This window comes from Pedobacter sp. ASV1-7, assembly GCF_040203335.1.
Taxonomy (GTDB): Bacteria; Bacteroidota; Bacteroidia; order Sphingobacteriales; family Sphingobacteriaceae; genus Pedobacter.
The window spans coordinates 37,208-61,294 of the sequence record NZ_JBEHBV010000004.1; the positions used below are offsets into that span (position 1 = coordinate 37,208).

Here is a 24,087-nt window from a genome sequence, read left to right on the forward strand (position 1 = left end):
ATTTAGTGTTTTTTGTTATATCAAATTTGCAAACGCTAAATGAAGATTTGATGAAGAAGAGTTCAGGATGGAAAAATGACCCGTATTGAAGTGCCAATGCCTTTTTCTGAGTGGATAGTCAAAGTCATATTATGAAATGAAGCAATACTTCTGACAATAGCAAGTCCCAGACCATAGCTGTCTGCCTGTTCTGAATGTAGTTTCTCAAAGCGGACAAAAGCTTGTTCTACAAATTCCGGATCCATACCAATTCCAGTATCAGCAATTACAAGAGTATAGTCTGAATCTGTTTGTTCGGTATAAATATTTACTGATCCTGACGGCTTGTTGTATTTTATGGCATTGTTAACCAGATTCATAATCAGGGTATGAAACAGAGATTTGTTTCCTGTAAAAGAATAAGGAGCAGACAAATGAATATTGATTTTTAGATTCATCATTAACAACCTATGTTCTAATTCCTCGTATACTTCATTTACGGTATCCTGAACAGAAATAAGGTCTGATTTATCATATTGATTATTTTCAACTCTCGAAATTAAAAGAAGACTATTTATAATTGCTTTTAACCTGTTTAATGTCTTTAATGAGGCAAATATTTTGTTTTCTCCTTCTGCACTTAGCTTTTCATCATTCAACAGGTTCTCTAATCTGGTACTTAATACGGAAATAGGGGTTAGTAATTCATGCGATACATTGGCAATAAATTCTTTTTCCGTAAGAAATAGGGTTGCAATTTTATTCATCAAGGTATTAATACTTTGATCAAGTACCCTAAAATCAGCTGTGGTTGTTTTTATTGGCTCGTAGTTAAAGTTAATCGGATCATTTACCTTATTCAGTTTCTTATCAATAATCTGGTAGAAAGGAGTGAGCAGGAATTGCATAAATCCCAGATCTATAATTAAAGTAAGGGTTACAGCTGCGATCAATATTCCGAAAGTAAATATAGAGATGGTATGTTCTAACTGGGTTAGGGTCGACATCGTTTCTCCAAGTTCCAATCTATAGCTTTTCCCTTTGTAATTGAAATCGGTAGTTAGAATCTGAAACTCCTCCTGATTTCCCTCAATGCTTCTTAGCTCTCTTACAAAGCGTTGTTTTATTGGTTTCTCCTCTTTCTTTATCTCTTTGAGGATAATATATTCTTCTCGTAACAGATTATAATCTGTAAAAGTCTTTTGTAGTAGAAGGTCATTTACTTCAACATTAGAAAGGTTGGCAATCAGCCTCGTTACGAAGGTTTTTAACATGTACATCCACAAAGTTCGAATCAGAGTTGACCTCCAAAATGTCTCCCCAAACATGCTCTGTTAAATTTACCCTGGATATTACCCTGTTTTTATTGAGTACTAGGTAATTAAAGATTTCGAATTCTTTATTAGTTAAAGCTATGCGTTGCTTACCAAAGCTTAGCTTATGATTTTTAATGTCCAGAATAAAGTTGTGGATATTAACTTCATTCATAACCAGTTTATGCTTGCGTCTAATAATAGCATGCATTCTAGCAAGCAATTCAGTTAATGAAAAAGGTTTGGCGAGGTAATCATCTGCACCAGACTCTAATCCTTTAATTTTGTCGTCAACCTCACCACGGGCAGTAAGTATAATTACTGCATCTTCCCGTCCAGGCATCTGTTTCAATTGATTAAGCAAATCTAAACCATCCCCGCCAGGTAAGCCAAGATCTAAAAGAATAAAGTCGTAAGTATTTACAAAGATTTTTTCTTCTGCTGAAGACTGTTTCCAGGCATGCTCAATCGTATAACCTTCCTTTCCCAGAAATTCAGCCATTTCCAGTCCTAGAGTTTTCTCGTCTTCAACAATGAGGATATTCATTGCTCTAATTTACAAGAAAAATGATGTGCTCAATGCACATCATTTTTTATTTCCATCCACCCCCAAGGGCTTTGTATAAATTCACAACAGATTGTAGTTTTTGCAAGCGGTCGTTAATACTGTTTAGCTGTGCAGCAAGTAAACTTTGTTCAGAAGTAAGAACATCTGTATAATTTGTTGCAGAACTATAACGTAGCAATTCTTTTGTATAATCTACAGCTTTGGTTAAAGATGCAACCTGCATTGCTCTTGTTTTTTCTTTTTCTTCAGCAGTTTGATATGCATAAAGTGCATTTGAAACTTCCTGACCACTTGTTAAAAGAGTCTGCTGGAAGTTATAGAAAGCAATTTGTTGTTGTGCTTCAGCAGTTCTTAAACGTGCTTTGTTTTGTCCCTTATTAAAAATAGGTTGTGTAAGCCCACCAATCAGACTGTAAAAAATAGAGTTGTCAAAAAAGTTTTTAAGGGTTAAGCTTGATAAACCTGCATTAGCTGTTAAAGTTAAAGCTGGATAAAAAGAAGCTCTTGCCACATTTTTATTCTCAAAAGCAGCTCTGAAAGCAAATTCAGCAGCCTGTACATCAGGCCTGTTCTGTAATAACTGTGCAGACACACCAGTTTGCAAATTACTATATGCCGTTTGCTGATCAAGTGTTGAACGATCAATTTTTCCAGGTCCTTTTCCTAAAAGGATGCTGAGTGCATTTTCTGTTTCTCTGATGCTTCTCTTTAAATCAGGTAGAGTAACTTGTGCAGCATATAAATTCGCTTCACTTTGTACTACAGCAGCACCATTAACGACTGCACCTTCTTTTAACGATTTCATCGTTTCAACATCAGCTTGCCTTATTTTAATAGTTTGTTCTGTTATCGACAATTGTTTATCCAATGCGAGCAAGTTATAGTATGCGTTGGCAATATTAGCAATAAGTTGAGTCTGTACCGCCCTTTTCGCAGCATCAGTTTGCAATAATGAAGCATAAGCAGATCTTTTTGCACTACTTAATCTACCCCAGATATCTGCCTCCCAACTGGTGCTCAATTGGGCTTTATACAATTGAGTTTCTGTATTGATATTGATTCCCGGAGGGAAATTTAATGCTGCTACTGATTGCTTATTATCTGTAACAGATAAGTCGCCGATTAAGCTAGGTAATAAAGCAGCTCTGCTTTGTAAAAGAGTAGCTTCAGCAACTTTAATCCTCTCAATTGCTTGTTTCAAATCAAAGTTTCCATTAATTCCCTGTTCTATTAACAACTGCAAACCCTGATCAGCGAACAATGTTTTCCACTGAAGGTTTGCAATGCTAGTTGTATCTGTTGTCGTGTTTTCACGGTATAAATCGTTACTGTTTACAGCAGGGCGTTGATATTTTTTAGTTACGCAAGCTGATAAAGTCAGTATCGAGAAACCGATAAGAAAATAGGATTTATAATATCTGGTGTTCATGTTTTTTAAATTAGTGTTCACGTGTATCAACTTCAGGGAACTCAATAGCTTGTTGTTCAGGAGTATATCCATCTATAAATGGTGATTTGTTACTTACCTTTTCTTGAAGACTCTGGAATACGATGAATAGGGCTGGGATCACAAAAACCCCAAAAATGGTTCCTATTAACATCCCTCCAACGGCACCAGTACCGATCGACTTATTACCTGAAGCACCAACACCTGTTGATAGCATTAAAGGTAACAGGCCCAATATAAAGGCAAATGAAGTCATCAGAATAGGACGCAGACGGGCAGTTGCACCACTAATAGCTGCACTTACAATACTCATTCCTTTTCTTCGTCTGTCTACAGCAAATTCTACAATCAAAATCGCATTTTTTGCTAACAAACCAATCAACATGATCAGGGTAATCTGGGTATATATATTATTGTCAACACCAAATATCTTATCGAAGATAAATACGCCTGCCAATCCTACTGGTAAAGAGATCAATACCGCTAATGGAAGAATATAACTCTCATATTGAGCACACAGTAAAAAGTATACAAAGATTAAGCAAAGCAGGAAGATAAATATGGTTTGACTGCCTCCAGCCATTTCTTCACGTGAAAGTCCCGAAAACTCATAACCATAACCTGCTGGCAAATGGATTGCAGCTTCTTCCTGAACAGCTTTTAATGCATCACCAGAACTGAACCCAGCTTTAGGACTACCTGTAACAGAAATGGAAGTAAACAAGTTGAAACGGGATATTGCCTGTGGCCCATATACTTTTTCAAGTGTAATAAAATTACTGATAGGGGCCATTTCACCTTTTGCATTTCTAACATAAATGTTGTTCAGTGTTGCTTGATTTGCGCGATATGGTGCATCTGCCTGATACATTACGCGGTACTGTTTGCCGTATTTGTTAAAGTTAGAAGCATAAACACCACCATAATAGCCCTGCAAAACATTCAATACATCACTTACGGTTAAACCTGCCTGTTTAACTGTAGCTACATTTACATCAATTTGATATTGAGGGAAATTAGGGTTAAACGAAGTGGAAGCATATTGAATTTCAGGTCTTTTACTTAAAGCTGCTAAAAACTCGTTTCCTATAGTGTTAAATTTATTGATGTCGCCACCAGTTTTATCCTGTAACTGAAATTCGAAACCACCGCTGGTTCCAAAACCCTGGATGGTAGGAGGAGCAAAAAAGATTACTCTTGCCCCTTTAATATTGGCTGTTTTGGCAAATAATTCACCAATTATTGCCTTAACATCACGTTTACGTTCGTTCCACGGAAGTAATTTTCCAATCACCATTCCATAAGAACTACCCGAACCACTGATCATACTACGGCCAACTACTGTTAATGAGTTTTTAATCTCAGGAATCGTATGCGCTATACTGTCAATTTGTTTAATTACTATTGCTGTTTGCTCCAAAGAAGTTGCTGGTGGCAATGAAATATCAGACATGATAGTTCCCAAATCCTCATTAGGCACAAATCCTTTTGGTGTAGTGTTCATAGCCCAGATCAGTACTCCTGTAAAAAGTAGTATGCCTAAACCTGCTATCCATTTTCTTCTGGCCAAAAAGGTTACCGAATGCTTATACTTCATAGTCATCGCATCAAACGAGGTATTAAATGCAGTATAAAAACGTTGCATGAAATTCTTCTTCTTACCATGATCGTCGGCATGTGGCTTCAATAACAAGGCACATAAAGCCGGACTTAAAGTCAATGCATTTATCGCAGAAAGGATAATGGCAATTGCCAATGTTAATCCGAACTGCTTATAAAATACTCCTGACGAGCCCTGGATAAAACTTACCGGAACAAATACTGCAGCCATAACCAATGTGATGGAAATGATGGCACCTGTAATGTCTTCCATAGCATCGAATGTTGCTTTCTTTGCGGATTTATACCCCTGATCGAGCTTGGCATGGACAGCTTCTACCACCACAATAGCATCATCCACCACAATACCTATGGCCAGTACCAAAGCAAAGAGGGTAAGTAAGTTTATTGTAAATCCAAATAAGCTTAAAAAGAAGAAGGTACCAATAATTGCTACAGGAACACTAATCGCCGGAATTAAGGTAGATCTGAAATCCTGAAGGAAAATAAATACAACAAGGAATACCAGGATAAAGGCTTCAATCAATGTGTGTATTACTTTTTCAATTGAAGCATCCAGGAAGTCGTTAACGTTTACTAAAGAAGTATAGCTTATACCTTCAGGGAAGCTTTTAGAAGCTTCTTCAAGTACTTTTAACGAACCTTCAATTACTTCTTTTGCATTAGAACCAGCAGTTTGGTTAATTGCTACACCTAATGCAGGTTTACCATTAAATCTTACAGTACTTGCATAGCTTTGTGCTCCAAGTTCAATTCTTGCAATATCTTTTAAACGTAATATCTGTCCATTTTGAGCAACTTTGATAATGATGTTGCTAAATTCAACTTCATTTTTTAAACGGCCAGAATATTTTAATGTATATTGAAATGATTGCTCACCTTGTTCACCAAACTGGCCTGGTGCAGCTTCAATATTCTGTTCTGCAAGTGCAACGCTTACGTCATTAGGAATTAAACCATAGGTTGCCATTACATCTGGTTTAAGCCAGATACGCATACTATAATCCATTAAACCAAAAGCCGTTGCATCACCAACCCCATTAATACGTTTTATCTGGGGAACAAGATTGATATTAGCATAATTCTGTAAAAATTTCTGGTCATACGAATCGCTTTCACTATAAATACCAAAAATCAACACATTACTTGCCTGACGTTTTGCTGTGATTACACCGGATCTGGTTACCTCTGCTGGTAATAAACTAGTGGCTCGTGCAACCCTGTTCTGTACGTTAACCGCAGCCAGATCTGGATCAGTGCCAAGTTTAAAGTTGATGGTAATGGTAGCAGTACCGTCGTTACTTGCTGATGAAGTCATGTAAGTCATGTCTTCCACACCATTAATTTGTTCTTCCAATGGAATAACAACACTGTTCATAACCACGTCGGCATTTGCGCCCTGGTATGAAGCTGAAACCTGTACCGTTGGTGGTGCAATTTCAGGATATTGAGATACAGGGAGGGTAATAAGACCCAGTATACCAAGTATCACAATGATAATGGATATTACCGTTGATAATACTGGTCTTTCTATAAATTTCTTAAACATATATTCGATTTCAACAGGTTACGAAAACCAGGTTATTTATTGTTTAGGTCAGCGTAAACTGAATCTGTATTTTTCTCTTCGGGTTTAATCTCAAGACCATCTTTTAAAGATTGGAAACCTTCCAGAACAATTTTGTCACCTTCTTTTAATCCTTTAGTCACCACATAGTAATTGCCTTTGGTGATTTCCATAATCTCAATTTCTGTGTTTTTAACCAGACCTTTATCCCCCAAGACATACACAAACTTTTTGCCTTGTAAATCAATCGTTGATTTTTGAGGAATGAGGATTACATTTTCTAAATGCTGAGGAATACGTACAGACGCACTGGCACCACTTCTTAACAGGTTCTGGGTGTTAGGAAAAGTAGCTCTTAAACTAGCTGAACCTGTTCCTGTATTGATCAGGCCATTTATAGATTCAATTTTTCCTTTTTCCTGATAAGGTGTACCGTCAGCCAAAACTAAAGAAACAGATGGGATATTCTTCATTTTAGCCTCAATAGTAGCACCTTTATAGTTACGTGAAAAATCCAAAAGCTGTTTCTCATTCAATGAGAAATAAGCATAAACCTTTGAAATGTTTGAAACAGTTGTTAATGGGCTTGTGCTACTACCGCTCACTAGACTTCCTGTTTTAAAAGGGATGCTGCCTATAACTCCATCAACCGGACTGGTAATATGAGTATAACCTAAATTTACTTTAGCATTTACAAGCTCAGCTTTAGCTTGTGCCAGGGCCGCTTTTCTGCTTTGAAGTGTTAGCAATGCTGCATCCAGATCATATTTACTGATGATATCTTTCTCTACCAGTGGTTTAGTTTTATTCACCTGTAATTGAGCAGCATTCACTTCGGCTTCTGCACTGCTAATAGCTGCATTTGCAGTTCTAACCTGTTGTTCGTACTGAGGTGCATTAATTGTAAAAAGAGGCTGCCCTTTTTTAACGGTTGCCCCCTCATCTACATATATTTTTTCAATAAAACCATCAACCTTTGGTCTGATGTCAATATTTTGAATTCCCTCTAACGTTGCAGGGTAATCAGTTTCTAAAGAAGTAGATTGAGTCTTTAAAGCAACCACAGGGTAGGATTGTACTTGAGCTGGCGGCGGACCACCTGCTTTTTTCTGATCTGAGTTTCCGCATGAGGTGATGATTAACAATGCTGGAAGCAATAAGTAGAGGGATTTGGTTCTAGTTCTCATTTACGTAATTATGTGTTTTATTAGAGATGCGATTTGTATACTACTGAATTTAAGGGAATATGGTTTCAAAAATTAATTTTTTTCTCTCCTCCAACAATTCGGAGTATTCGTCATCATTCATGCCAAACAATATCTTATTAAGAGGAGCGGTAACTAAGGGGTATGCCATTAGAGAAAAAAGATTCAAAGTAAAATGTCTTGGATTCATCTTTTTAATCGTCCCTTTGTCCATCTCAAATTCTATTTGCTTTAAAAAAGCATTTACTTTTTTTGCCCTTGCTTTTTTTGAATCGATTACATCCTTTCTATTCATCTCAGTAATGATAAATAACTCGCGATACGGATATTGCATGGACTCTTTAAGGAAAACTGAAATCAGGTTTTCTATCTTTTGTTTGAAAGGCATATCAGACTCTATAACCTCGTCAAGCGTTATTAATAAAGCTTCTTGGGCCTCATTAAATACCTGATCAAATAAGGAATCTCTTGAACGAAAGTAATAGTTTACAAGTGTGCGATTCACACCAGCAGCATCCGCAATCTCTTGTGTAGTAGCATGTAACTTGCCTTCAGCAAAGAAAAGATGTTTAGCTGTATTTTTAATTAACTGTTCAGTTCCAGTGTCTCTTGTAGTCATTTACTTGAGTTTGACAAAATTGTTAAACAAAAGTATTAGTCTCATGTTTTAGTTAAAACATAGAAATGTAATGTTTAGATAAAACTATTATTGTAACCAAATAATTGCAAAGCTGATTTGGTATTAGAAGAAATCTGGTTAAGAAAATTGGCTAAAAAAATATACTAAGGCAAATGTTGATGTACCATATTTAGAGCGAAATCAAGTTGCTCTTTTTCAGTTAATTCGGTGTTATCCAGTATGATGGCGTCTTCAGCACGCGTTAATGGACTTTCCTCTCTAGTGGTGTCTGCATAATCACGATGGGCAAGGTTTTCAAAAACTTCTTCTAAAGTGGTAGTTTTATCTCCTTTACTTTGTAATTCTTTATATCTGCGTTCAGCTCTGATTTTAGGATCTGCTGTCATAAAGAATTTAACTTGTGCGTCCTCAAAAACAGTTGTTCCAATGTCTCGCCCATCCATCACGATATTTTTGGATTTGCCCATACGCTGTTGCTGTTTGACCATTTCTTTGCGAACCAATTTATTCGCTGAAACCTCACTTACATTTTCTGAAACCGGCATCTGCCTGATCTCTTCAGAAACCTCTTCACCATTTAGTGTAATATGTGATTCATAATCACGTGAGTGAAAATTAAGCTCTATGTTATGAAGTGCTTCAGATACTGCTATAGGATCGTTTATATTGATGTGATTACGGATGAAATATAAAGTGACTGCACGATACATAGAGCCACTGTCAATGTATATAAATCCTAATTTTTTTGCTAGTGCTTTGGCAAGTGTGCTTTTTCCACATGATGAATAGCCATCAATTGCTACAACGAGGTTTTTTCTCATAGGTAAGCAAAGTTAAGCTTTTTGTATCTTTAAATCATATTCCTTTATCAAAGCTTCTGAAGGAATTTTCAATAGTTCACTAAACTTTCTGATCATGGTTAAAGAAAGTGCCTGCTTATAATTGAGTACTTTACTGACAGTTCCTTTATCCCCGTAAATCTCTGCAAGATCAGAAGGCTTATAGCCAAACTCTTTCATTCTGATTTTAATAAGTTCAATAGGGTCAACTTCAGGTAAAGTACTATGCGCTTTATCATGTTCTGAAATGAGATGTGCTAGCAATAGCTTTTCTTTATGATCCTCAGAACCTTTTTTTGCATGTTTAATAGCTTGATATCTGTTGATGGCCTGATGATAATCATGCTCTGATTCAATTAAATACCATTGTGTTTGTAAGTCCATTTATTTCTTTTAAAACATCGGCACTTTTTATCCAGCTTGCTTGTTCTGTTACCGTTTTCCAAACTCTTAAGCTTTTATCAACGTCTGCATGTTTATGAGCAAACCGATCCAGGCTGCGTGAATAGATAATTTTCATACTTCAATTAAAATATACTAATAGTTGGCAGATTGCCAACTATTATTTAATAATTAGTTTACTATTGTTAGCTTAATGGTTAACAATAGTGTAAGTCTATATAGATTTAGCATTATGTTGGTTTTTTAATTTCATATTTTTGGGGTATGGTACCTGGAAAAGATGATATATTAAAAGCTGTAACCTTTAAAACTTCAAGAAGTGGGGGGAAGGGTGGACAAAATGTTAATAAGGTTTCCAGTAAGGTTGAGCTTATTTTTAACTTGTCTTCAGCAAGTTTTTTAACGGATGATGAGCGAATGCTAATAATTGAACGCCTGGCCGGGCGTTTAGATCAGGAGGGTAATATTCATGTAGTTTCACAAGAAGACCGAAGTCAGCTGCTAAATAAGGAAAAGACAATTGCTAAACTTATTGCCTTATTGAAGTCAGCGATGCATGTACAGAAGAAAAGGAAACCTACTAAGACTCCTAAATCGGTAATCAGAAAAAGGCTGGCCGATAAACAAGCTGTGGCTCATAAAAAAGAATCGAGAAAACGACCTCAACTAGATTAAGTAATAATAAACAGGTCTGTTTTTTAATTAAATCTGTAAAACATACTTATAGAACCGTATTGATGTGCTTTAGCTGTGCTTTTAACTTCTTTGGTTTTAAAGATCATTCCAAAATCAAATGTAAAGCGTTGTGAACTATAATTGAAGCCAATTTGTTGGGCAAAGACTAATGGTTTTGCTCCAAAAGTGATCGGGTCATTATCATTAAACATATTACCCTGTATAGTCGCATCATAAGCAACAAGGTTGATTTGAGGTTTAGCATAAAAGAAAACTTCTCTTTTTACCAGGGCTTTCGTTTTTGGGTTATTGCCAATTACAGCATTTGTATATGCGGAATTAAAAAGTTGGTTTAGGCCACCTGCTCTGAAAAGAATGCCGGCTCCAGCACCACTAAATGTTGTTCCTACATTGGCATATCCCTCAAAAGAGAAATCTATCGCCTTATTAGAGGCGCGGTGCAATAGCCTGGTATATTGGGCCGATAAATTTATAGCTAAAGCATTTTTTATCTGGTAATCCCAGCCTTCAAGGGTATAAAAACCTACAGTATTATGTAATAATTCCTGGCCATCTTCAGCAAGTGAATTTGGACCAGTAGTACCTATTTCTACACTTGTTTTTAAAATGCTTTCATTGGAGTAAAACCAACTTAATGCTCCACCTGCATATAAATAGCCTGCAAATGGACGATCCTGTTTTGCAGGATCTGGAGCATACCCTGAATAAGCATTATATATTTCCTGTCCTACAGTAATTTCATAAGTCTTTTTTTCCAAACCTTCTTTTAAATCCTGCTGATTTAACGCTCTTCTAAAATGAATAAATAAACCATTAGTATAATACCTGTCAGAACCCTGTGCCAGATAGGAATCATTATCACTTCGGAAGCCAAATTCATTTTTATAAGTCTGGCTAAAAGCACTGATGCTGAATGTAGAGAATAATAAGGCAATGAGTAGGTGTTTCATCCGTTTTTAGGTTTGCAGTAAAGTTATTAGAATTAGAATAAGTTTAAAAGAAAAAGGAGGCTATATCGTGATAGAGCCTCCTTTTTAACATCATTCGTATGATAATTGGTTAAACAGCCTTAGCTGGATTTAATTTAATGCTTAGATTCTGAGGGTTTTTTACTTTTTCTTTCGTTAAAGCAAGTTCTATTACCTCTTTCATTTCAGAAACATAATGGAAATTAAGATCCTTGATATAGCTTTCCTTGATTTCCAGAATATCCTTACGATTTGATTTACATAAAATAATATCTTTTATGTTGGCACGTTTGGCAGCCAGAATTTTCTCTTTTATTCCGCCTACTGGTAATACTTTACCTCTAAGTGTAATCTCACCCGTCATAGCCAGGTTAGATTTTACTTTACGTTGCGTGAATGCTGAAGTTAAAGCCGTAAGCATAGTTATACCCGCTGAAGGTCCATCCTTAGGAGTGGCGCCTGCCGGAACATGCACATGTACATCAAATTGATCAAACAGTTCATACGCAATGCCAAAAATGTCAGCGTGTGCACGTAAATAAGCCAGGGCTATAATCGCAGATTCTTTCATAACCTCACCCAGATTTCCTGTAAGGGTTAACTTTCCTTTACCCGGGCTTAGACTAGCTTCAATAAAAAGAATATCCCCGCCAACTTGTGTCCAGGCTAATCCGGTTACTACACCAGCAACTTCATTTCCCTCGTACAAATCCTTATCGTAGATTGGTGCACCTAAAATACGTTCAACATCCTCTGAGTTAAGATTTGGATCATAACTTTCCTCCATTGCAATTTTAGTAGCTACTCCGCGGACTAATGAACCAATCTTCTTCTCCAGTCCACGTACGCCAGATTCCCTGGTATAATCTTCAATTACTTTTTCAATCAGCGAACTTTTAAGATTAATGTCCTTTGTTTTTATACCATGTTGCTCTTTTTGTCTTGGCAACAAGTACTTTTTAGCAATTTCTATTTTCTCCTCTATGGTGTAACCATTTACTTCAATAATCTCCATACGGTCTAATAATGCCGGATGTATAGAGCTTAGGGAGTTTGCTGTAGCAATAAATAAAACATTAGAAAGGTTATAATCGGCCTCTACATAGTGATCATTAAAAGCATTGTTTTGCTCAGGATCAAGTACTTCAAGCAAAGCAGAAGAAGGATCTCCCCTAAAATCAGAACCCACCTTGTCAATTTCATCCAGAACAAATACAGGATTAGCTGCACCTGCTTTTTTAATGGATTGAATGATGCGGCCCGGCATAGCACCTATATATGTTTTTCGATGCCCACGGATTTCCGCTTCATCTTTAATACCCCCTAAAGCCATCCTAACATATTTGCGGTTAAGCGCTTTTGCAATAGATTTACCAAGTGATGTTTTTCCCACCCCTGGAGGGCCTACAAGACAAAGGATAGGCGCTTTCATATCTCGTTTAAGCTTCAGTACAGCAAGATATTCTATAATACGCTGTTTAACTTTTTCCAGGCCAAAATGATCTTTATCTAATACACGTTGCGCACGTTTCAGGTCAAAGTTGTCTTTTGTAAACTCATTCCATGGTAAATCCAGTAACAGTTCCAGGTAATTAATCTGTACAGAATAATCAGGAGCTGCGGGATTCATGCGACCTAGCTTTTCCAGTTCTTTGTTAAAATGTTCTGCAACCCGAACATCCCATTTTTTCTTTTTAGAACGAGTATCCAAAGCCTCATACTCCAGGTCAGAAGAGTTACCACCTAATTCTTCCTGAATTGTTTTTAGCTGTTGGTTTAAGAAATAGTCTCTTTGTTGCTTGTCCAGATCTACGCGAACCTTAGATTGAATCTGGTTTTTAAGTTCCAGCATCTGTAGTTCAAGAGTAAGCAGTTCCATAACCATCATGGCACGCTCTCTAAGATTGGTCATTTCCAGCATCTTTTGCTTATCCGCAACATCAGCATTCATGTTAGAAGAGATGAAGTTGATTAAAAAAGAAGTGCTTTCTATATTTTTAAGTGCAATACCTGCTTCACTTGGAATATTTGGCGACAATTGAATGATCTGGCTCGACATTTCCTTAATAGAAGCTACTAAGGCCTTAAATTCTTTGTCAATCTTATGTTTTGATTCCTCAAACTTGCTAATAGTTACCTTAATGTACGGCTCAGACTGTACCTCTTCCAATAAACGGAAACGCTGCTTGCCCTGAATAATTACCGTAGTATTGCCATCAGGCATTTGTAACATCTTTATAATGTGAGCAACAGTACCAACACTGTTCAATTCATCAAAAGTGGGATCTTCTATAGAGACATCACGTTGTGAAACTACACCAATAATACGGTCTCCCTTGTATGCTTCTTTTATCAGTTTTATTGATTTATCTCTTCCAACTGTAATTGGGATTACTACTCCCGGAAATAATACAGTGTTCCTTAACGGTAGAATTGGTAAAATCTCTGGCGTGTCCTCATTATTCATTTCATCTTCATCTTGCTGGGACATTAATGGAAAGAATTCAGTGTCTTCGTTTATGATAGGTAGTGCGTTGCTAAAATCGAATTGATCTCGTTTACTCATTAAATAAGTCTTTCTAAAATAAAAAACGACACTTTGACAGCATGTCGCTTAAAAATTATTAATTGTGTTATATACTGGTATTTTCAACTCCTGTGCCAAAAAGGAAATGACTGCTTTTCTCTGTAAAAAAGTCATGCGTCAATAATTAATTAATTTAAAAATCATAATTTGTATTATTTGACGTTTTAGTTAGATATTTGCATATGGTACGATAGTTGCCTATATCAAACCTTTTAAATATATTTATTTTAAATAGAAATTAATGAACTATTTCAAGCAAACGATCTTATTGTTATTTGTTTTTTCTGCCAGCGCTACTTTTGCTCAAAATAGCGGGTATGATAAACTTGGCATGCAAGCGATGATGAAGGGCGATTATAAAGGTGCTGTAAATCAGCTTGAAAAGGCAGATACTAAAAATCCTAATAATGCCAATGTGTTGAAAATGTTAGGATATTCATATTTTCAATGTGGTGATTTCGAAAATTCTATAGATGCATATAGCCGATTAATTGTCTTAAAACCCTCTGATTACTCTGCTTATTATTACAGAGGTAAGGCCAGACAAAATGTAGCTAACGATCCAAAGGAATCTTTAAATAATATGCGTGATAATTTTTATCAGGCAGCAATTAAAGACTTTAACAAAGCAATTGAGATCAATGGAGAAGAGGATACTCAATTGTTACAAAACCGAGCATTGGCATATAAAGATTATGCGATCTATAAATCTTATAAAATAAAAACGAAATCAGAAAAAGCTGCTTGTATTGCTTTGTTTAATAACTCCATCGCAGATTTTCAAAAAGTGTTAGTTGTTCAACCACAACGTAAAGATATACTTTCATTAATCGATTATGTTAAAGCTCAGATCACAAGTCTGAAATAAAAATGAATCGATTGGACTTTTAAGCACTCATTATTAATTAATGTTAATATTGGGTGTTTTTTTTAAAAGGGTATATTAGCCAGACAATAACTGTTCTATGAAAAACCCTGTGCTTTATTAGGTCGCCCAATTATTATTAACGCAGGCTTAATATTAAGGGTATATATTTGCACTGTTAATGGTCGCAGCTATGCCCAAAAGTTTTTTTTTATATATTGGACATTTTTAAGTTACAGTTCTTCACTGTAATTCAGTTAAGCATGGAAACATATTCAAAATTTACTGATGCCGAATTGGTTTCCCTTTTACAAAAAGGATGTCATAAGGCTTATACAGAAATATACCATAGATATAAAGGTGTACTGTACAAGCATGCATTAAGAGTATTGAATAATACAGAAGAAGTTAATGATATTATTCATGAGCTATTTCTTAATTTATGGATTAAAAGAGAGAAAATATTAATAACAGATAAGCTTTCCTCTTATTTGTATAGTTCGGTACGAAATAGAATATTAGACCATATTGCACGCAATAAATTTGTAACAAATTATATAGCATCAATTCAGGAATATATTCAGGCAGCTGTACCTCATACAGAACAGCAAGTAAGGTTAAATGAATTGACAAGATTGATCGAACGAGAAGTGTCTGCTCTGCCAAAAAAAATGAAAGAGATATTTGAAATGAGTCGCAATCAGGAACTGACTCATCGCGAAATAGCTGAACAGCTTAATATTTCTGACCATACTGTTAAAAAACAAATCAATAATGCGCTAAAAATCCTGCGACCTAAAATCACTACTCTTCTGGCCGGAATTCCATTCTTTTAAAAAAAAGTATTTTAATCTTATACCAGGTTCAATTTCATTCGTCTTACCATTAGAAAGTAATCTATTGGCAATGATGAAAAGTAAAGAAGCAATTATACTGCTTGAAAAATATGAAAATGGTACGATTACTAAAGAGGAATTAGCTCTTTTGGAAAGCTGGTATAATCATGAGGCATCTATTGGTAAAGCTGAAATCACGGATGAGGAATTGGAAGCAAACCTTGCAGGTATTTGGAATGCCCTTCCTCAGGCCCCGGAAGAAAGTAAGCGTTTAAGATTATGGCCATTGATTACCGTAGCCGCCTCTCTATTTGCTGTGCTGTCAATTGGTTTTTATTTTTACAACCTTAATAAAACTCAGAAAAATGATACAATGGCTCTCTTGTCCAATGAAATTACACCTGGAGGAAATAAAGCATATCTTACATTGGCAAATGGCAAACGGATTTCTTTAACAGAAGCAGAAAATGGAACACTTGCAAAACAAGAAGGAGTTACCATAACAAAAACTGATGATGGACAATTAATTTATAAGGTTGCAAATTCAGGGATAAATGGAGGCGTTTCTGCTTTTAATACTATTGAAACCCCTAATGGGGGACAATATCAAGTCCTTTTGCCTGATGGAACTAAAGTGTGGTTAAATGCAGCTTCAATGCTTACATATCCTGTAAACTTTGGGAAAAACGAGCGTAGAGTAGAACTTAGTGGGGAGGGGTATTTTGAAGTTGCAAAAAATAAATTGAAACCATTCAGGATAAAAACAGACCGACAAGAGGTTACTGTATTGGGTACTCATTTTAATGTTAATAATTATAAGGATGAAACTAAAGCCTCTACCACCTTATTAACTGGGTCTGTTAGCATATTAAACCTTAAATCTTCAGAAAGGGCAATTCTGAAACCTGATGAACAAGGTATCTTGAATGAAAAATCACTAAGTGTACAGCAGGTTAATGCAGAAGATGCTATAGCGTGGAAAAATGGAGAGTTTTTATTTAATGATGAACCATTGGAAAGCATCATGCGACAAATCTCCAGATGGTATGATGTTGATGTAGAGTATAGAGGAGTTAATCGGGCAGACCGTTTTGGAGGATCTGTTTCCAGATTTGAAAATGTATCGAAAGTACTTGAAAAATTAGAGCTTACAGGTGGCATACATTTCAAAATTCAGCATAGAACAATTATTGTGACCAACTGATCATTGTAACTAAACAAATCATTTTATAACCAAATTTAAAAAAACCGAAAATTAAAATTATATGAGCGCAGAGAAATTTACATAGCCCCTCCCAATCAAAAAGGGTCAAAAACAAACGCGTCCTGATTCGCAGTCAGGACACGTAAATTGTTTGAGTTAACCCTAATCCTAACGGATTGAATTATTGATGAATATAATGATGTATTAACCCAAACTTGGTTCAAAGTTATGAAAAATTATACTTTTAACTTAGGCTGTCTGCATATGCGGCTGCCGAACAAAATGCTATTGGTTATGAAAATAACAACCATTTTGCTTTTAACACTGATTATGCAGGTAAGTGCAAGCACTTATGCGCAAAAGATAAGCCTGCAAAAAGACAATATAAGTCTTAAGGAGCTATTTAAAGAGATAAAAAAACAAACCGGATATAATGTGGTCTGGAAATCTCAACAGCTGGAGAATACAACTCCTGTTGATGTGAATTTTAAAAATGCAGAACTGAGAACTGTATTGGCACAAGTACTTAATAAACAACGTCTAAACTTTACAGTCAAAGATAATACGGTAGTTATTAGGAAAGTAGAACAGAGTTTAGTGCATAATGTACTTAATAAAGCTACTATAACAATAACAGGTAGGGTAACCGATGAAAATAATGGTCCTCTTCCCGGAGCAAGTATTAAAGTTAAAGGAAGCACCAGAGTGACATCAACCAATTCAGATGGTAATTATACCCTTACTGATGTTCCGGAAAATGCCATGTTACAGATTTCTTTCATTGGTTATATTGCAGTTGAAGAGCCTGTTAAAGGTCGCAAAACCATAAATGTTAAATTAACGCCTGAGCTGCAACAACTGGAACAGCTTGTAGTTGTTGGTTATGGTGTACAAAAGAAAGTAAATCTTACCGGAGCAATTGACCAGGTAGGAGCAGAGGTATTTGAAAACAGACCGATGCCCAATGTAACAAGAGGATTGCAAGGAACAATTCCTAATCTTAATATCCGTATGGCGGATGGTAAACCAACAAGAGGTGCTACTTTTAATGTTCGTGGAACAACAACAATTAGCAATGAAACGGACCGTAGTGGTGGTGGTGCCTTGATATTAATTGATGGAATTCCAGGGGATCCGGATTTGTTAAACCCTAATGATATTGAAAATGTAACTGTCCTTAAAGATGCGGCCTCTGCAGCTATATACGGCGCCAGGGGAGCTTTTGGAGTTGTTTTAATTACTACAAAATCATCTAAAGAAGGTAAAGTAAAGATTCGTTTCAATAGCAGCTATACCCTCAATCAGCAAACGGCAAAACCCGAGATGGTTTGGGATGGTTATACCTGGGCAAAAATGTTCCTGGAATCATTTCAAGCCTACAATGATTATACCTCAACGCCAACTGGTGTAAATAATGCATTTCCATTTAATTTAGATTATCTGGATGATTTTCGCAAGAGAACTGAAAATCCTGAACTCGGACTACCAGAAATAGATATTAACCCATCTAATGGAAGATATCGTTATTTTGGAAGCACCAATTGGTTAAATGAGCTTTACAGAAATACATCTCCGGGCACAGAACAAAACATCAGTTTGTCTAGCGGAACTGAAAAACTCAACTATTATATCTCGGGACGCTATTTTAAGCAAAATGGGATTTATAGATATAATCCGGATGATTTTAATAAATACAACTTTAGAGCGAAAGTGGATGTTAAGATCAACAATTGGTTGAAACTGACCAATAACCTTGATTTTTCTGCTTTTGATTATAAAGAGCCTAGAAATTCAATTTATAACAATCATATTTTAAGAAATTTAGCGGATCAGGGTTTTCCTATGGCTGTCATGTATAACCCTGACGGAAGCTTAACTCAGCATGCTGCATTTACAGTGGGTGACTTTAAAACCGGTAACAGCAACAAAAAAGAAGGTGAGAATATGTTGAGGAATACTGTTGGATTAAAAGCAAACCTGCTGGATAATAACTTAAATATCAATGCAGATTTTACTTTCATGAAGCGTAACAATAAACAACAGACACAGCTTTATCCTGTTGCTTATAGTAACTCTCCTGGTGTTATCGAAACAGCAGGTAACAATTATCTGGAGAAATACCGTGTTGATGAGCAGTATTATTCTAATAATGTATATGTTGATTATAAAAAGGAAATCAACAAACATTATATCAAAGGGATGATTGGCTATAATGTCGAATATTCATCAACCAGAAATAACCGTTTACGACGCGATGGTCTATTGAATCCTGAACTTCCGGACTTTAGTTTAATGGATGGACTAAATTATACAACGACAGGTGGAGGTAGAGACTGGGGTATCTTCGGTGCTTTCTACAGGTTCAATTACATTTACGACAATAGGTATTTATTTGAGTTTAATGGACGTTATGACGGTTCATCCCGTTTCCCTGCTGATCAACGTTTTGGATTCTTCCCTTCTGCTTCTGCAGGTTGGAGAGTTTCTGAAGAAGCTTTTATGAAGCCATTAAAAAATTGGGTAGATAACTTCAAAGTAAGAGCTTCTTATGGAAGTCTTGCCAATGGAGATATCAGAGATTATTTGTTCTTAACGACTATGGGGACATCTAAATCAGGTATGATTCTGGATGGTGTATTTCCTTCACAAATTGGCCAGCCAGATGTATTGCCGACGACATTAACCTGGGAAACCTCAACAACACTGGATCTTGGTGTAGATTTAAATCTATTTAAAAATCGCTTCACGTTTGTATTTGACTGGTATAGCAGACAAACTACAGATATGTTTACGCCTCTACAACCATTGCCAAGGACTTTTGGTGCTACAGTCCCTAAAGGTAATAATGCAGATCTGGAAACAAAAGGATGGGAACTTACGCTGGGTTGGGCTGATAAGATCAATACCAGTAAGCCAATAGGATATAATCTTCGTTTTGTATTGTCTGATCAGTCGTCTTATATCACAAAATTCAATAACCCTACAATGAGTCTGGGAGGTGAAGGTTATTATAAGGGAATGAGATTAGGCGAAATATGGGGATATACTACAGAAGGACTTTTTCAAAATATAGAGGATATCAGGAACCATGCTAATCAAAGCTATATCAGAACTTCTCAAGGAAACAATTACTTGCCAGGAGATATCAAGTTTTTAGATCGTAATGGAGATGGAGTTATTAATGATGGGAAGAATACTGTAACTGATCCAGGCGATAGGTCGATTATTGGAAACGATCAGGCCAGGTATACTTATGGTGTAAATCTGGGCTTAACCTGGAACAACTTTTCATTTGATGCGTTTGTTCAGGGAGTTGGTAAAAGAGATTGGTGGCCAAGTACTGAAGCTGGTTATTTCTGGGGACAGTATAACCGTCCATATGGATTTCTTCCGCAACATATAATAGGCAACTACTGGACACCAGATAATCCGGATGCTTATTACCCGAGATACAGAGGATACCTTGCACAAAATACAAATGGTACTCTGCGCAATACTCAAACCAGATATTTACAGGATGCCAGCTATGTCAGACTTAAAAACGTAACTATTGCTTATAACTTACCAAAAGCATGGCTTGCAAAAGCAAGTATCTCCGGTGCCAGAGTTTTTGTGAATGGTCAGAATTTATGGACTTACTCTCCAATGTATAAAATCACTAAAAACTTTGACCCTGAGGTTATAGAAAAAGCAGACCCAGATATTAATGCAAATAATGGCGACGGATACCGTTATCCGATGCTTAAAAATTTCACATTCGGAATCGATATAACTCTATAGTAATAACCATAAAATCAAAACATGATGAAAAAAATATATATGCTTTTCCTCTTGCTTCCTTGTTTATGGGGTTGTAAGAAAATATTTGACCTTAAGCCGGTCGACAAAATGACTCCTGAAACAGTTTTCAACACAGAAAAGGGTTTAGAGTTATATACCAACTCATTTTACAACGCTTCACAAATATTTCCACAGGCAGATCAGATTTATAAACACGATTTTACAAGTGATAATCTTTCTGATTTAGGAGCAGTAAATAATGTGTCTACTTATCTGCAAAGTGGTTTCGATTCAAATCAAGCTTCGGGATGGGACTGGGGACCCTTAAGAAATATTAATTATTTCCTTGAAAATTATAACAATCCATCTATCAGTCAGGAAGCAAGAAATCATTACGGAGGTTTAGCTCGTCTTTTTAGAGCCTGGTTCTATTACAATATGGTTAAAAAGTTCGGGGATGTGCCTTGGTACAGCAAAACATTAAGTGATACAGATCCTGACCTTTATAAAGCTCGTGATCCTCGCAAATTAGTGATGGACTCTGTTCTTGCTGATCTCAATTTTGCTTGTACGAATATTCGTGTTGCTAAAAATACTTCTTCATCACGTATTACAAGGAATGTTGCTCTGGCATTGAAATCAAGGATATGTTTGTTTGAGGGAACTATGAGAAGATACCATCCTCAACTTCAACTTAGTAGTACTGCGAATGACTTTTTAAGGGAAGCAGCTGATGCGGCAGATAAAGTAATGATTAGTGGTATGTACAAGGTTTATAATACCAATAATCCTGCTAAGGATTACAGAACACTATTTGTTAGTGAAAATCCAGTTACGGATGAAGTAATGCTTGCTGTAGTTTATAACAATACTTTAAGAAGATGGCATTCCTCAAACTGGTGGTTTACGAGTGCTACATATGGTTCAAGATGGAGTCTGACGAAAGATTTTATTAACTCTTATCAGATGCTGAATGGTGGAAGATTTACCGAACAACCAGGATATGCAACTATGAACTTTATGCAGGAAACACAGAATAGAGACAGAAGACTGGAACAAACGATCAGAATGGGTAACTATGCCAGAAGTAATGGTACACTTGCTGCTACTGATTTTGGTTATTCTTATACAGGTTATCAACCTATAAAATATACTCTGGATGATTCTGGTCTGGATGGAAAGGCAGAAAGCTATAACTCAATTCCTGTGATACGTTATGCAGAGGTGTTGCTGAATTATGCTGAGGCAAAAGCAGAGTTGGGTGAATTTACATCTGCTGAATGGGATAAGAGTATTCGTTTACTCCGTCAGCGTGGTGGGATTACCAATGCTGTTATGCCAGCGAGTATGGATACTTATTATCAGCAGGAGTTTTTTCCGGGTATCACTAATTCAGCAATTATTGAAATCCGCAAGGAACGTGCAATTGAATTAGTTGCTGAAGGTTTCAGGTACTACGATTTGATTCGTTGGAAAGCAGGAAACTTATTACAAAAACCATTTAAAGGAATGTATGTGCCAGCAATGAATACTACTATGGATCTTAATAGTGATGGAAAACCAGATGTTTCATTTGTAACAGCAAGACCATCAAACCCTGTTTCAGGTGTTGTTTACTACATCATTAACGGAGGCTCATCACAATTGACTGAAGGAACAAAAGGTAATTTGTTATGGCTAAGTAATGTAACTAAGGTATTTGACGAAAGAAGATATTTTTATCCTATTCCTTTAGACCAGGTAGTGTTAAGTGGAGAAAACGTTAAACAAAACCCAGGCTGGTTGCCATTAACTCCTTAATCAAAAAATTATGAAACGGAAATTATTTAGAATATACACATTGCTATTGTTTTCAATAGTAATGTTCAGCTCCTGTAAAAAGGTCTACGAAAAACAAGAGAAAAAATCGCTGGTACCTTTTTATTATGCCACCTACAATGTACGGACGGACACAGATACTGATGTTGACAACCCATGGACGGCAAGGCGTGAGCTAATTGCCGATATGGTGGTTAAGCATGGTTTTGAACTTTTTGGAATTCAAGAGGGGAAGGATAATCAGGTGGCAGATCTGGCAGCTCGTTTACCTCAGTTTAAACACTTTGGAGCAGGTAGAAATAATGGGTTGACAGGTGAGCATGTCGAAATCTTTTATCGCACCGACCTATTTGAAGTTTTGGAAACCGGCGACTTCTGGCTTTCTCCCAGACCAGAAAGTCCGGGGCCTGGATGGGATGCCTCTTTAAATAGAATTTGTACTTGGGGTAGGTTTAAACAATTAAGTACAGGAACTGAATTTTATGTTTTCAATACCCATATAGATCATCAGGGAGCGCAGGCCCAAAGAGAAAGTACAAAATTGTTGCTTAATATGATTCCCAAAATAGCAGGTAATTATCCTGCATTGTTGAGTGGTGATTTTAACTATGATCAGAATGGAGATAATTATAGAACACTTAATACGTCTTCAATTTTAAGGGACTGTTATACGAGAGCAGAAAATCCTAATGCTCCGAACGGAACATTAAATCTATTTGATATCACTCGCAAAACTAAAGCGCGGATAGATCATGTGTTCATTACGCCACAATTTAATGTAGAACAGTATGACATTCTGATCGATACCTATAATGGTAAAATACCTTCGGATCATTACCCTGTACGAGTAAAACTAAGTATGTAATCAATTAAACAGACAAGAACATGTTAAACAAAAATATATTTATAGGAATTATTGCACTGGCATCAACAGTTGCATTTGGTTGTAAAAAGATTTATCAGATAGAAGAAGTTCACACTTATGAAACTGTAGAAGAAAAGCCTGGTGGTGGTAATGCAGGAGGCAATGATAATGAAATCAGGGTAATGTCATATGACATTAATTATACTAACAGGGCTTTCAAAGGAACTAATACAGGTGTTTTAGATATCGAAGCTGTAGCCGATGTAATAAATAGTAATAAGGCAGACGTGGTATGCATGCGGCAGGTTGATAAGTTTACTACCCGCGGACAAATGGATATTGATCAGGCTGCGGTTTTGGCAAATCTTACTGGCATGAAGTATTTTTATGCACCTGCTCGTACAGTAAGTGGCGGGGAAACTGGGAATGCGGTATTAAGTCGCTATCCAATCCTCGAGTCTGAAAACATGAAGCTGTTTACAGAAGGTAATGATGAGGCTCGTTGTGCCGCAATTGTTGTTTTAGATCTTGGTAATGGAAAAAAAGTCAGAGTTGTTTCAACTCAACTAGAGTTTTCTAAGGAAGCAAGCAGACTTAAAGAAATAGAGGAACTGAAAATTAAAATTAAGACTGACGATATGCCGTCAATTCTGGCTGGAAATATGACGGCCAACGTCGGTACAACATCTTTTAATAAATTAACTGAAGCATTTGTACTCTATACAACAGAAACACCTCTTGCTACATTCTCTTATCCAAATCCAACGACTGTAAGTGATTATATTTTTTATTCATCTGCTGCACATTTTAAAGTTGCAAATTTCTATATCGCTGGATATACACCGAATAGACATGTGCCATTGATTGTAGATTTTGAATTGAAATAGA

At 36.3% G+C, this 24,087-nt stretch carries 19 protein-coding genes; 8 read left to right on the forward strand and 11 right to left on the reverse strand.

All coding sequences use genetic code 11. The features are described from left to right. Positions 1-62: 62 nt before the first annotated feature. The 9 genes from ABDJ41_RS10530 to ABDJ41_RS10570 form a co-directional block, all read right to left on the reverse strand. A complete protein-coding gene (locus ABDJ41_RS10530) occupies positions 63-1,253 on the reverse strand; it encodes a sensor histidine kinase (protein ID WP_349785960.1) in 1,191 nt (396 codons plus the stop codon). Next, positions 1,210-1,839, reverse strand: a complete 630-nt coding sequence (locus tag ABDJ41_RS10535) for a response regulator transcription factor (protein ID WP_349785961.1) — start codon at positions 1,837-1,839, stop codon at positions 1,210-1,212. The genes ABDJ41_RS10530 and ABDJ41_RS10535 overlap by 44 nt, the downstream gene beginning before the upstream one ends. Positions 1,840-1,885: 46 nt before the next feature. Further along, positions 1,886-3,289, reverse strand: a complete 1,404-nt coding sequence (locus ABDJ41_RS10540) for an efflux transporter outer membrane subunit (RefSeq protein WP_349785962.1) — start codon at positions 3,287-3,289, stop codon at positions 1,886-1,888. A gap of 10 nt (positions 3,290-3,299) precedes the next feature. Further along, the gene (locus ABDJ41_RS10545) at positions 3,300-6,476 is read right to left on the reverse strand and encodes an efflux RND transporter permease subunit (RefSeq protein ID WP_349785963.1); all 3,177 of its coding nucleotides are present in this window, start codon (positions 6,474-6,476) and stop codon (positions 3,300-3,302) included. Between the two features lie 32 nt (positions 6,477-6,508). Next, the gene (locus ABDJ41_RS10550) at positions 6,509-7,681 is read right to left on the reverse strand and encodes an efflux RND transporter periplasmic adaptor subunit (protein ID WP_349785964.1); all 1,173 of its coding nucleotides are present in this window, start codon (positions 7,679-7,681) and stop codon (positions 6,509-6,511) included. Between the two features lie 49 nt (positions 7,682-7,730). Then, positions 7,731-8,318 (reverse strand): TetR/AcrR family transcriptional regulator, encoded by a 588-nt coding sequence (locus tag ABDJ41_RS10555; protein WP_349785965.1) that lies wholly within the window; start codon positions 8,316-8,318, stop codon positions 7,731-7,733. Positions 8,319-8,482: 164 nt separating this feature from the next. Continuing rightward, positions 8,483-9,160 carry a (d)CMP kinase gene (gene cmk / locus ABDJ41_RS10560; protein ID WP_349785966.1) on the reverse strand — a complete coding sequence of 226 codons (678 nt, stop codon included), beginning with the start codon at positions 9,158-9,160 and terminating at the stop codon, positions 8,483-8,485. A 12-nt stretch (positions 9,161-9,172) separates the two neighbouring features. Then, positions 9,173-9,562, reverse strand: coding sequence for a helix-turn-helix domain-containing protein (locus tag ABDJ41_RS10565; protein ID WP_349785967.1), 390 nt, complete (start codon positions 9,560-9,562; stop codon positions 9,173-9,175). Beyond that, positions 9,531-9,698: a type II toxin-antitoxin system HigB family toxin gene (locus ABDJ41_RS10570; RefSeq protein WP_349785968.1), complete on the reverse strand. Its 168-nt coding sequence runs from the start codon at positions 9,696-9,698 to the stop codon at positions 9,531-9,533. The genes ABDJ41_RS10565 and ABDJ41_RS10570 overlap by 32 nt, the downstream gene beginning before the upstream one ends. Before the next feature lie 146 nt (positions 9,699-9,844). Between ABDJ41_RS10570 and arfB the strand changes: the two genes are divergently transcribed. Then, a complete protein-coding gene (gene arfB, locus ABDJ41_RS10575) occupies positions 9,845-10,255 on the forward strand; it encodes an alternative ribosome rescue aminoacyl-tRNA hydrolase ArfB (protein WP_349785969.1) in 411 nt (136 codons plus the stop codon). Positions 10,256-10,278: 23 nt separating this feature from the next. Here arfB and ABDJ41_RS10580 read toward each other — a convergent pair whose 3' ends face one another. Continuing rightward, complete coding sequence (locus tag ABDJ41_RS10580) at positions 10,279-11,226, reverse strand: lipid A deacylase LpxR family protein (RefSeq protein ID WP_349785970.1); 948 nt, start codon at positions 11,224-11,226, stop codon at positions 10,279-10,281. A 109-nt stretch (positions 11,227-11,335) separates the two neighbouring features. Beyond that, positions 11,336-13,810, reverse strand: coding sequence for an endopeptidase La (gene lon / locus ABDJ41_RS10585; protein ID WP_349785971.1), 2,475 nt, complete (start codon positions 13,808-13,810; stop codon positions 11,336-11,338). Positions 13,811-14,072: 262 nt separating this feature from the next. On the opposite strand from lon, the gene ABDJ41_RS10590 reads away from it, so the two are divergent. The 7 genes from ABDJ41_RS10590 (at position 14,073) to ABDJ41_RS10620 (ending at position 24,086) form a co-directional block, all read left to right on the forward strand. Then, positions 14,073-14,699, forward strand: a complete 627-nt coding sequence (locus tag ABDJ41_RS10590; protein WP_349785972.1) for a tetratricopeptide repeat protein — start codon at positions 14,073-14,075, stop codon at positions 14,697-14,699. 260 nt (positions 14,700-14,959) lie between these two features. After that, positions 14,960-15,532, forward strand: coding sequence for an RNA polymerase sigma factor (locus tag ABDJ41_RS10595; protein WP_349785973.1), 573 nt, complete (start codon positions 14,960-14,962; stop codon positions 15,530-15,532). A gap of 70 nt (positions 15,533-15,602) precedes the next feature. Beyond that, positions 15,603-16,736, forward strand: a complete 1,134-nt coding sequence (locus ABDJ41_RS10600) for a FecR family protein (RefSeq protein ID WP_349785974.1) — start codon at positions 15,603-15,605, stop codon at positions 16,734-16,736. 294 nt (positions 16,737-17,030) lie between these two features. Continuing rightward, entirely contained in the window at positions 17,031-20,516 is a 3,486-nt protein-coding gene (locus ABDJ41_RS10605) for a TonB-dependent receptor (protein ID WP_349785975.1), read from the forward strand. 21 nt (positions 20,517-20,537) lie between these two features. After that, the gene (locus ABDJ41_RS10610; RefSeq protein ID WP_349785976.1) at positions 20,538-22,316 is read left to right on the forward strand and encodes a RagB/SusD family nutrient uptake outer membrane protein; all 1,779 of its coding nucleotides are present in this window, start codon (positions 20,538-20,540) and stop codon (positions 22,314-22,316) included. A gap of 10 nt (positions 22,317-22,326) precedes the next feature. Beyond that, the gene (locus ABDJ41_RS10615) at positions 22,327-23,199 is read left to right on the forward strand and encodes an endonuclease/exonuclease/phosphatase family protein (protein ID WP_349785977.1); all 873 of its coding nucleotides are present in this window, start codon (positions 22,327-22,329) and stop codon (positions 23,197-23,199) included. A 20-nt stretch (positions 23,200-23,219) separates the two neighbouring features. Next, on the forward strand, positions 23,220-24,086 hold the full coding sequence (locus ABDJ41_RS10620; protein ID WP_349785978.1) for an endonuclease/exonuclease/phosphatase family protein: 867 nt from the start codon (positions 23,220-23,222) through the stop codon (positions 24,084-24,086). Position 24,087 lies beyond the last annotated feature (1 nt).

What these genes read in the sequence shown, in the direction of transcription:
- ABDJ41_RS10530 (WP_349785960.1), bottom strand. Translation starts at nt 1,253, where the DNA reads ATGTTAAAAACCTTCGTAACGAGGCTGATTGCCAACCTTTCTAATGTT.
- ABDJ41_RS10535 (WP_349785961.1), bottom strand. Translation starts at nt 1,839, where the DNA reads ATGAATATCCTCATTGTTGAAGACGAGAAAACTCTAGGACTGGAAATG.
- ABDJ41_RS10540 (WP_349785962.1), bottom strand. Translation starts at nt 3,289, where the DNA reads ATGAACACCAGATATTATAAATCCTATTTTCTTATCGGTTTCTCGATA.
- ABDJ41_RS10545 (WP_349785963.1), bottom strand. Translation starts at nt 6,476, where the DNA reads ATGTTTAAGAAATTTATAGAAAGACCAGTATTATCAACGGTAATATCC.
- ABDJ41_RS10550 (WP_349785964.1), bottom strand. Translation starts at nt 7,681, where the DNA reads ATGAGAACTAGAACCAAATCCCTCTACTTATTGCTTCCAGCATTGTTA.
- ABDJ41_RS10555 (WP_349785965.1), bottom strand. Translation starts at nt 8,318, where the DNA reads ATGACTACAAGAGACACTGGAACTGAACAGTTAATTAAAAATACAGCT.
- cmk (WP_349785966.1), bottom strand. Translation starts at nt 9,160, where the DNA reads ATGAGAAAAAACCTCGTTGTAGCAATTGATGGCTATTCATCATGTGGA.
- ABDJ41_RS10565 (WP_349785967.1), bottom strand. Translation starts at nt 9,562, where the DNA reads ATGGACTTACAAACACAATGGTATTTAATTGAATCAGAGCATGATTAT.
- ABDJ41_RS10570 (WP_349785968.1), bottom strand. Translation starts at nt 9,698, where the DNA reads ATGAAAATTATCTATTCACGCAGCCTGGATCGGTTTGCTCATAAACAT.
- arfB (WP_349785969.1), top strand. Translation starts at nt 9,845, where the DNA reads ATGGTACCTGGAAAAGATGATATATTAAAAGCTGTAACCTTTAAAACT.
- ABDJ41_RS10580 (WP_349785970.1), bottom strand. Translation starts at nt 11,226, where the DNA reads ATGAAACACCTACTCATTGCCTTATTATTCTCTACATTCAGCATCAGT.
- lon (WP_349785971.1), bottom strand. Translation starts at nt 13,810, where the DNA reads ATGAGTAAACGAGATCAATTCGATTTTAGCAACGCACTACCTATCATA.
- ABDJ41_RS10590 (WP_349785972.1), top strand. Translation starts at nt 14,073, where the DNA reads ATGAACTATTTCAAGCAAACGATCTTATTGTTATTTGTTTTTTCTGCC.
- ABDJ41_RS10595 (WP_349785973.1), top strand. Translation starts at nt 14,960, where the DNA reads ATGGAAACATATTCAAAATTTACTGATGCCGAATTGGTTTCCCTTTTA.
- ABDJ41_RS10600 (WP_349785974.1), top strand. Translation starts at nt 15,603, where the DNA reads ATGATGAAAAGTAAAGAAGCAATTATACTGCTTGAAAAATATGAAAAT.
- ABDJ41_RS10605 (WP_349785975.1), top strand. Translation starts at nt 17,031, where the DNA reads ATGAAAATAACAACCATTTTGCTTTTAACACTGATTATGCAGGTAAGT.
- ABDJ41_RS10610 (WP_349785976.1), top strand. Translation starts at nt 20,538, where the DNA reads ATGATGAAAAAAATATATATGCTTTTCCTCTTGCTTCCTTGTTTATGG.
- ABDJ41_RS10615 (WP_349785977.1), top strand. Translation starts at nt 22,327, where the DNA reads ATGAAACGGAAATTATTTAGAATATACACATTGCTATTGTTTTCAATA.
- ABDJ41_RS10620 (WP_349785978.1), top strand. Translation starts at nt 23,220, where the DNA reads ATGTTAAACAAAAATATATTTATAGGAATTATTGCACTGGCATCAACA.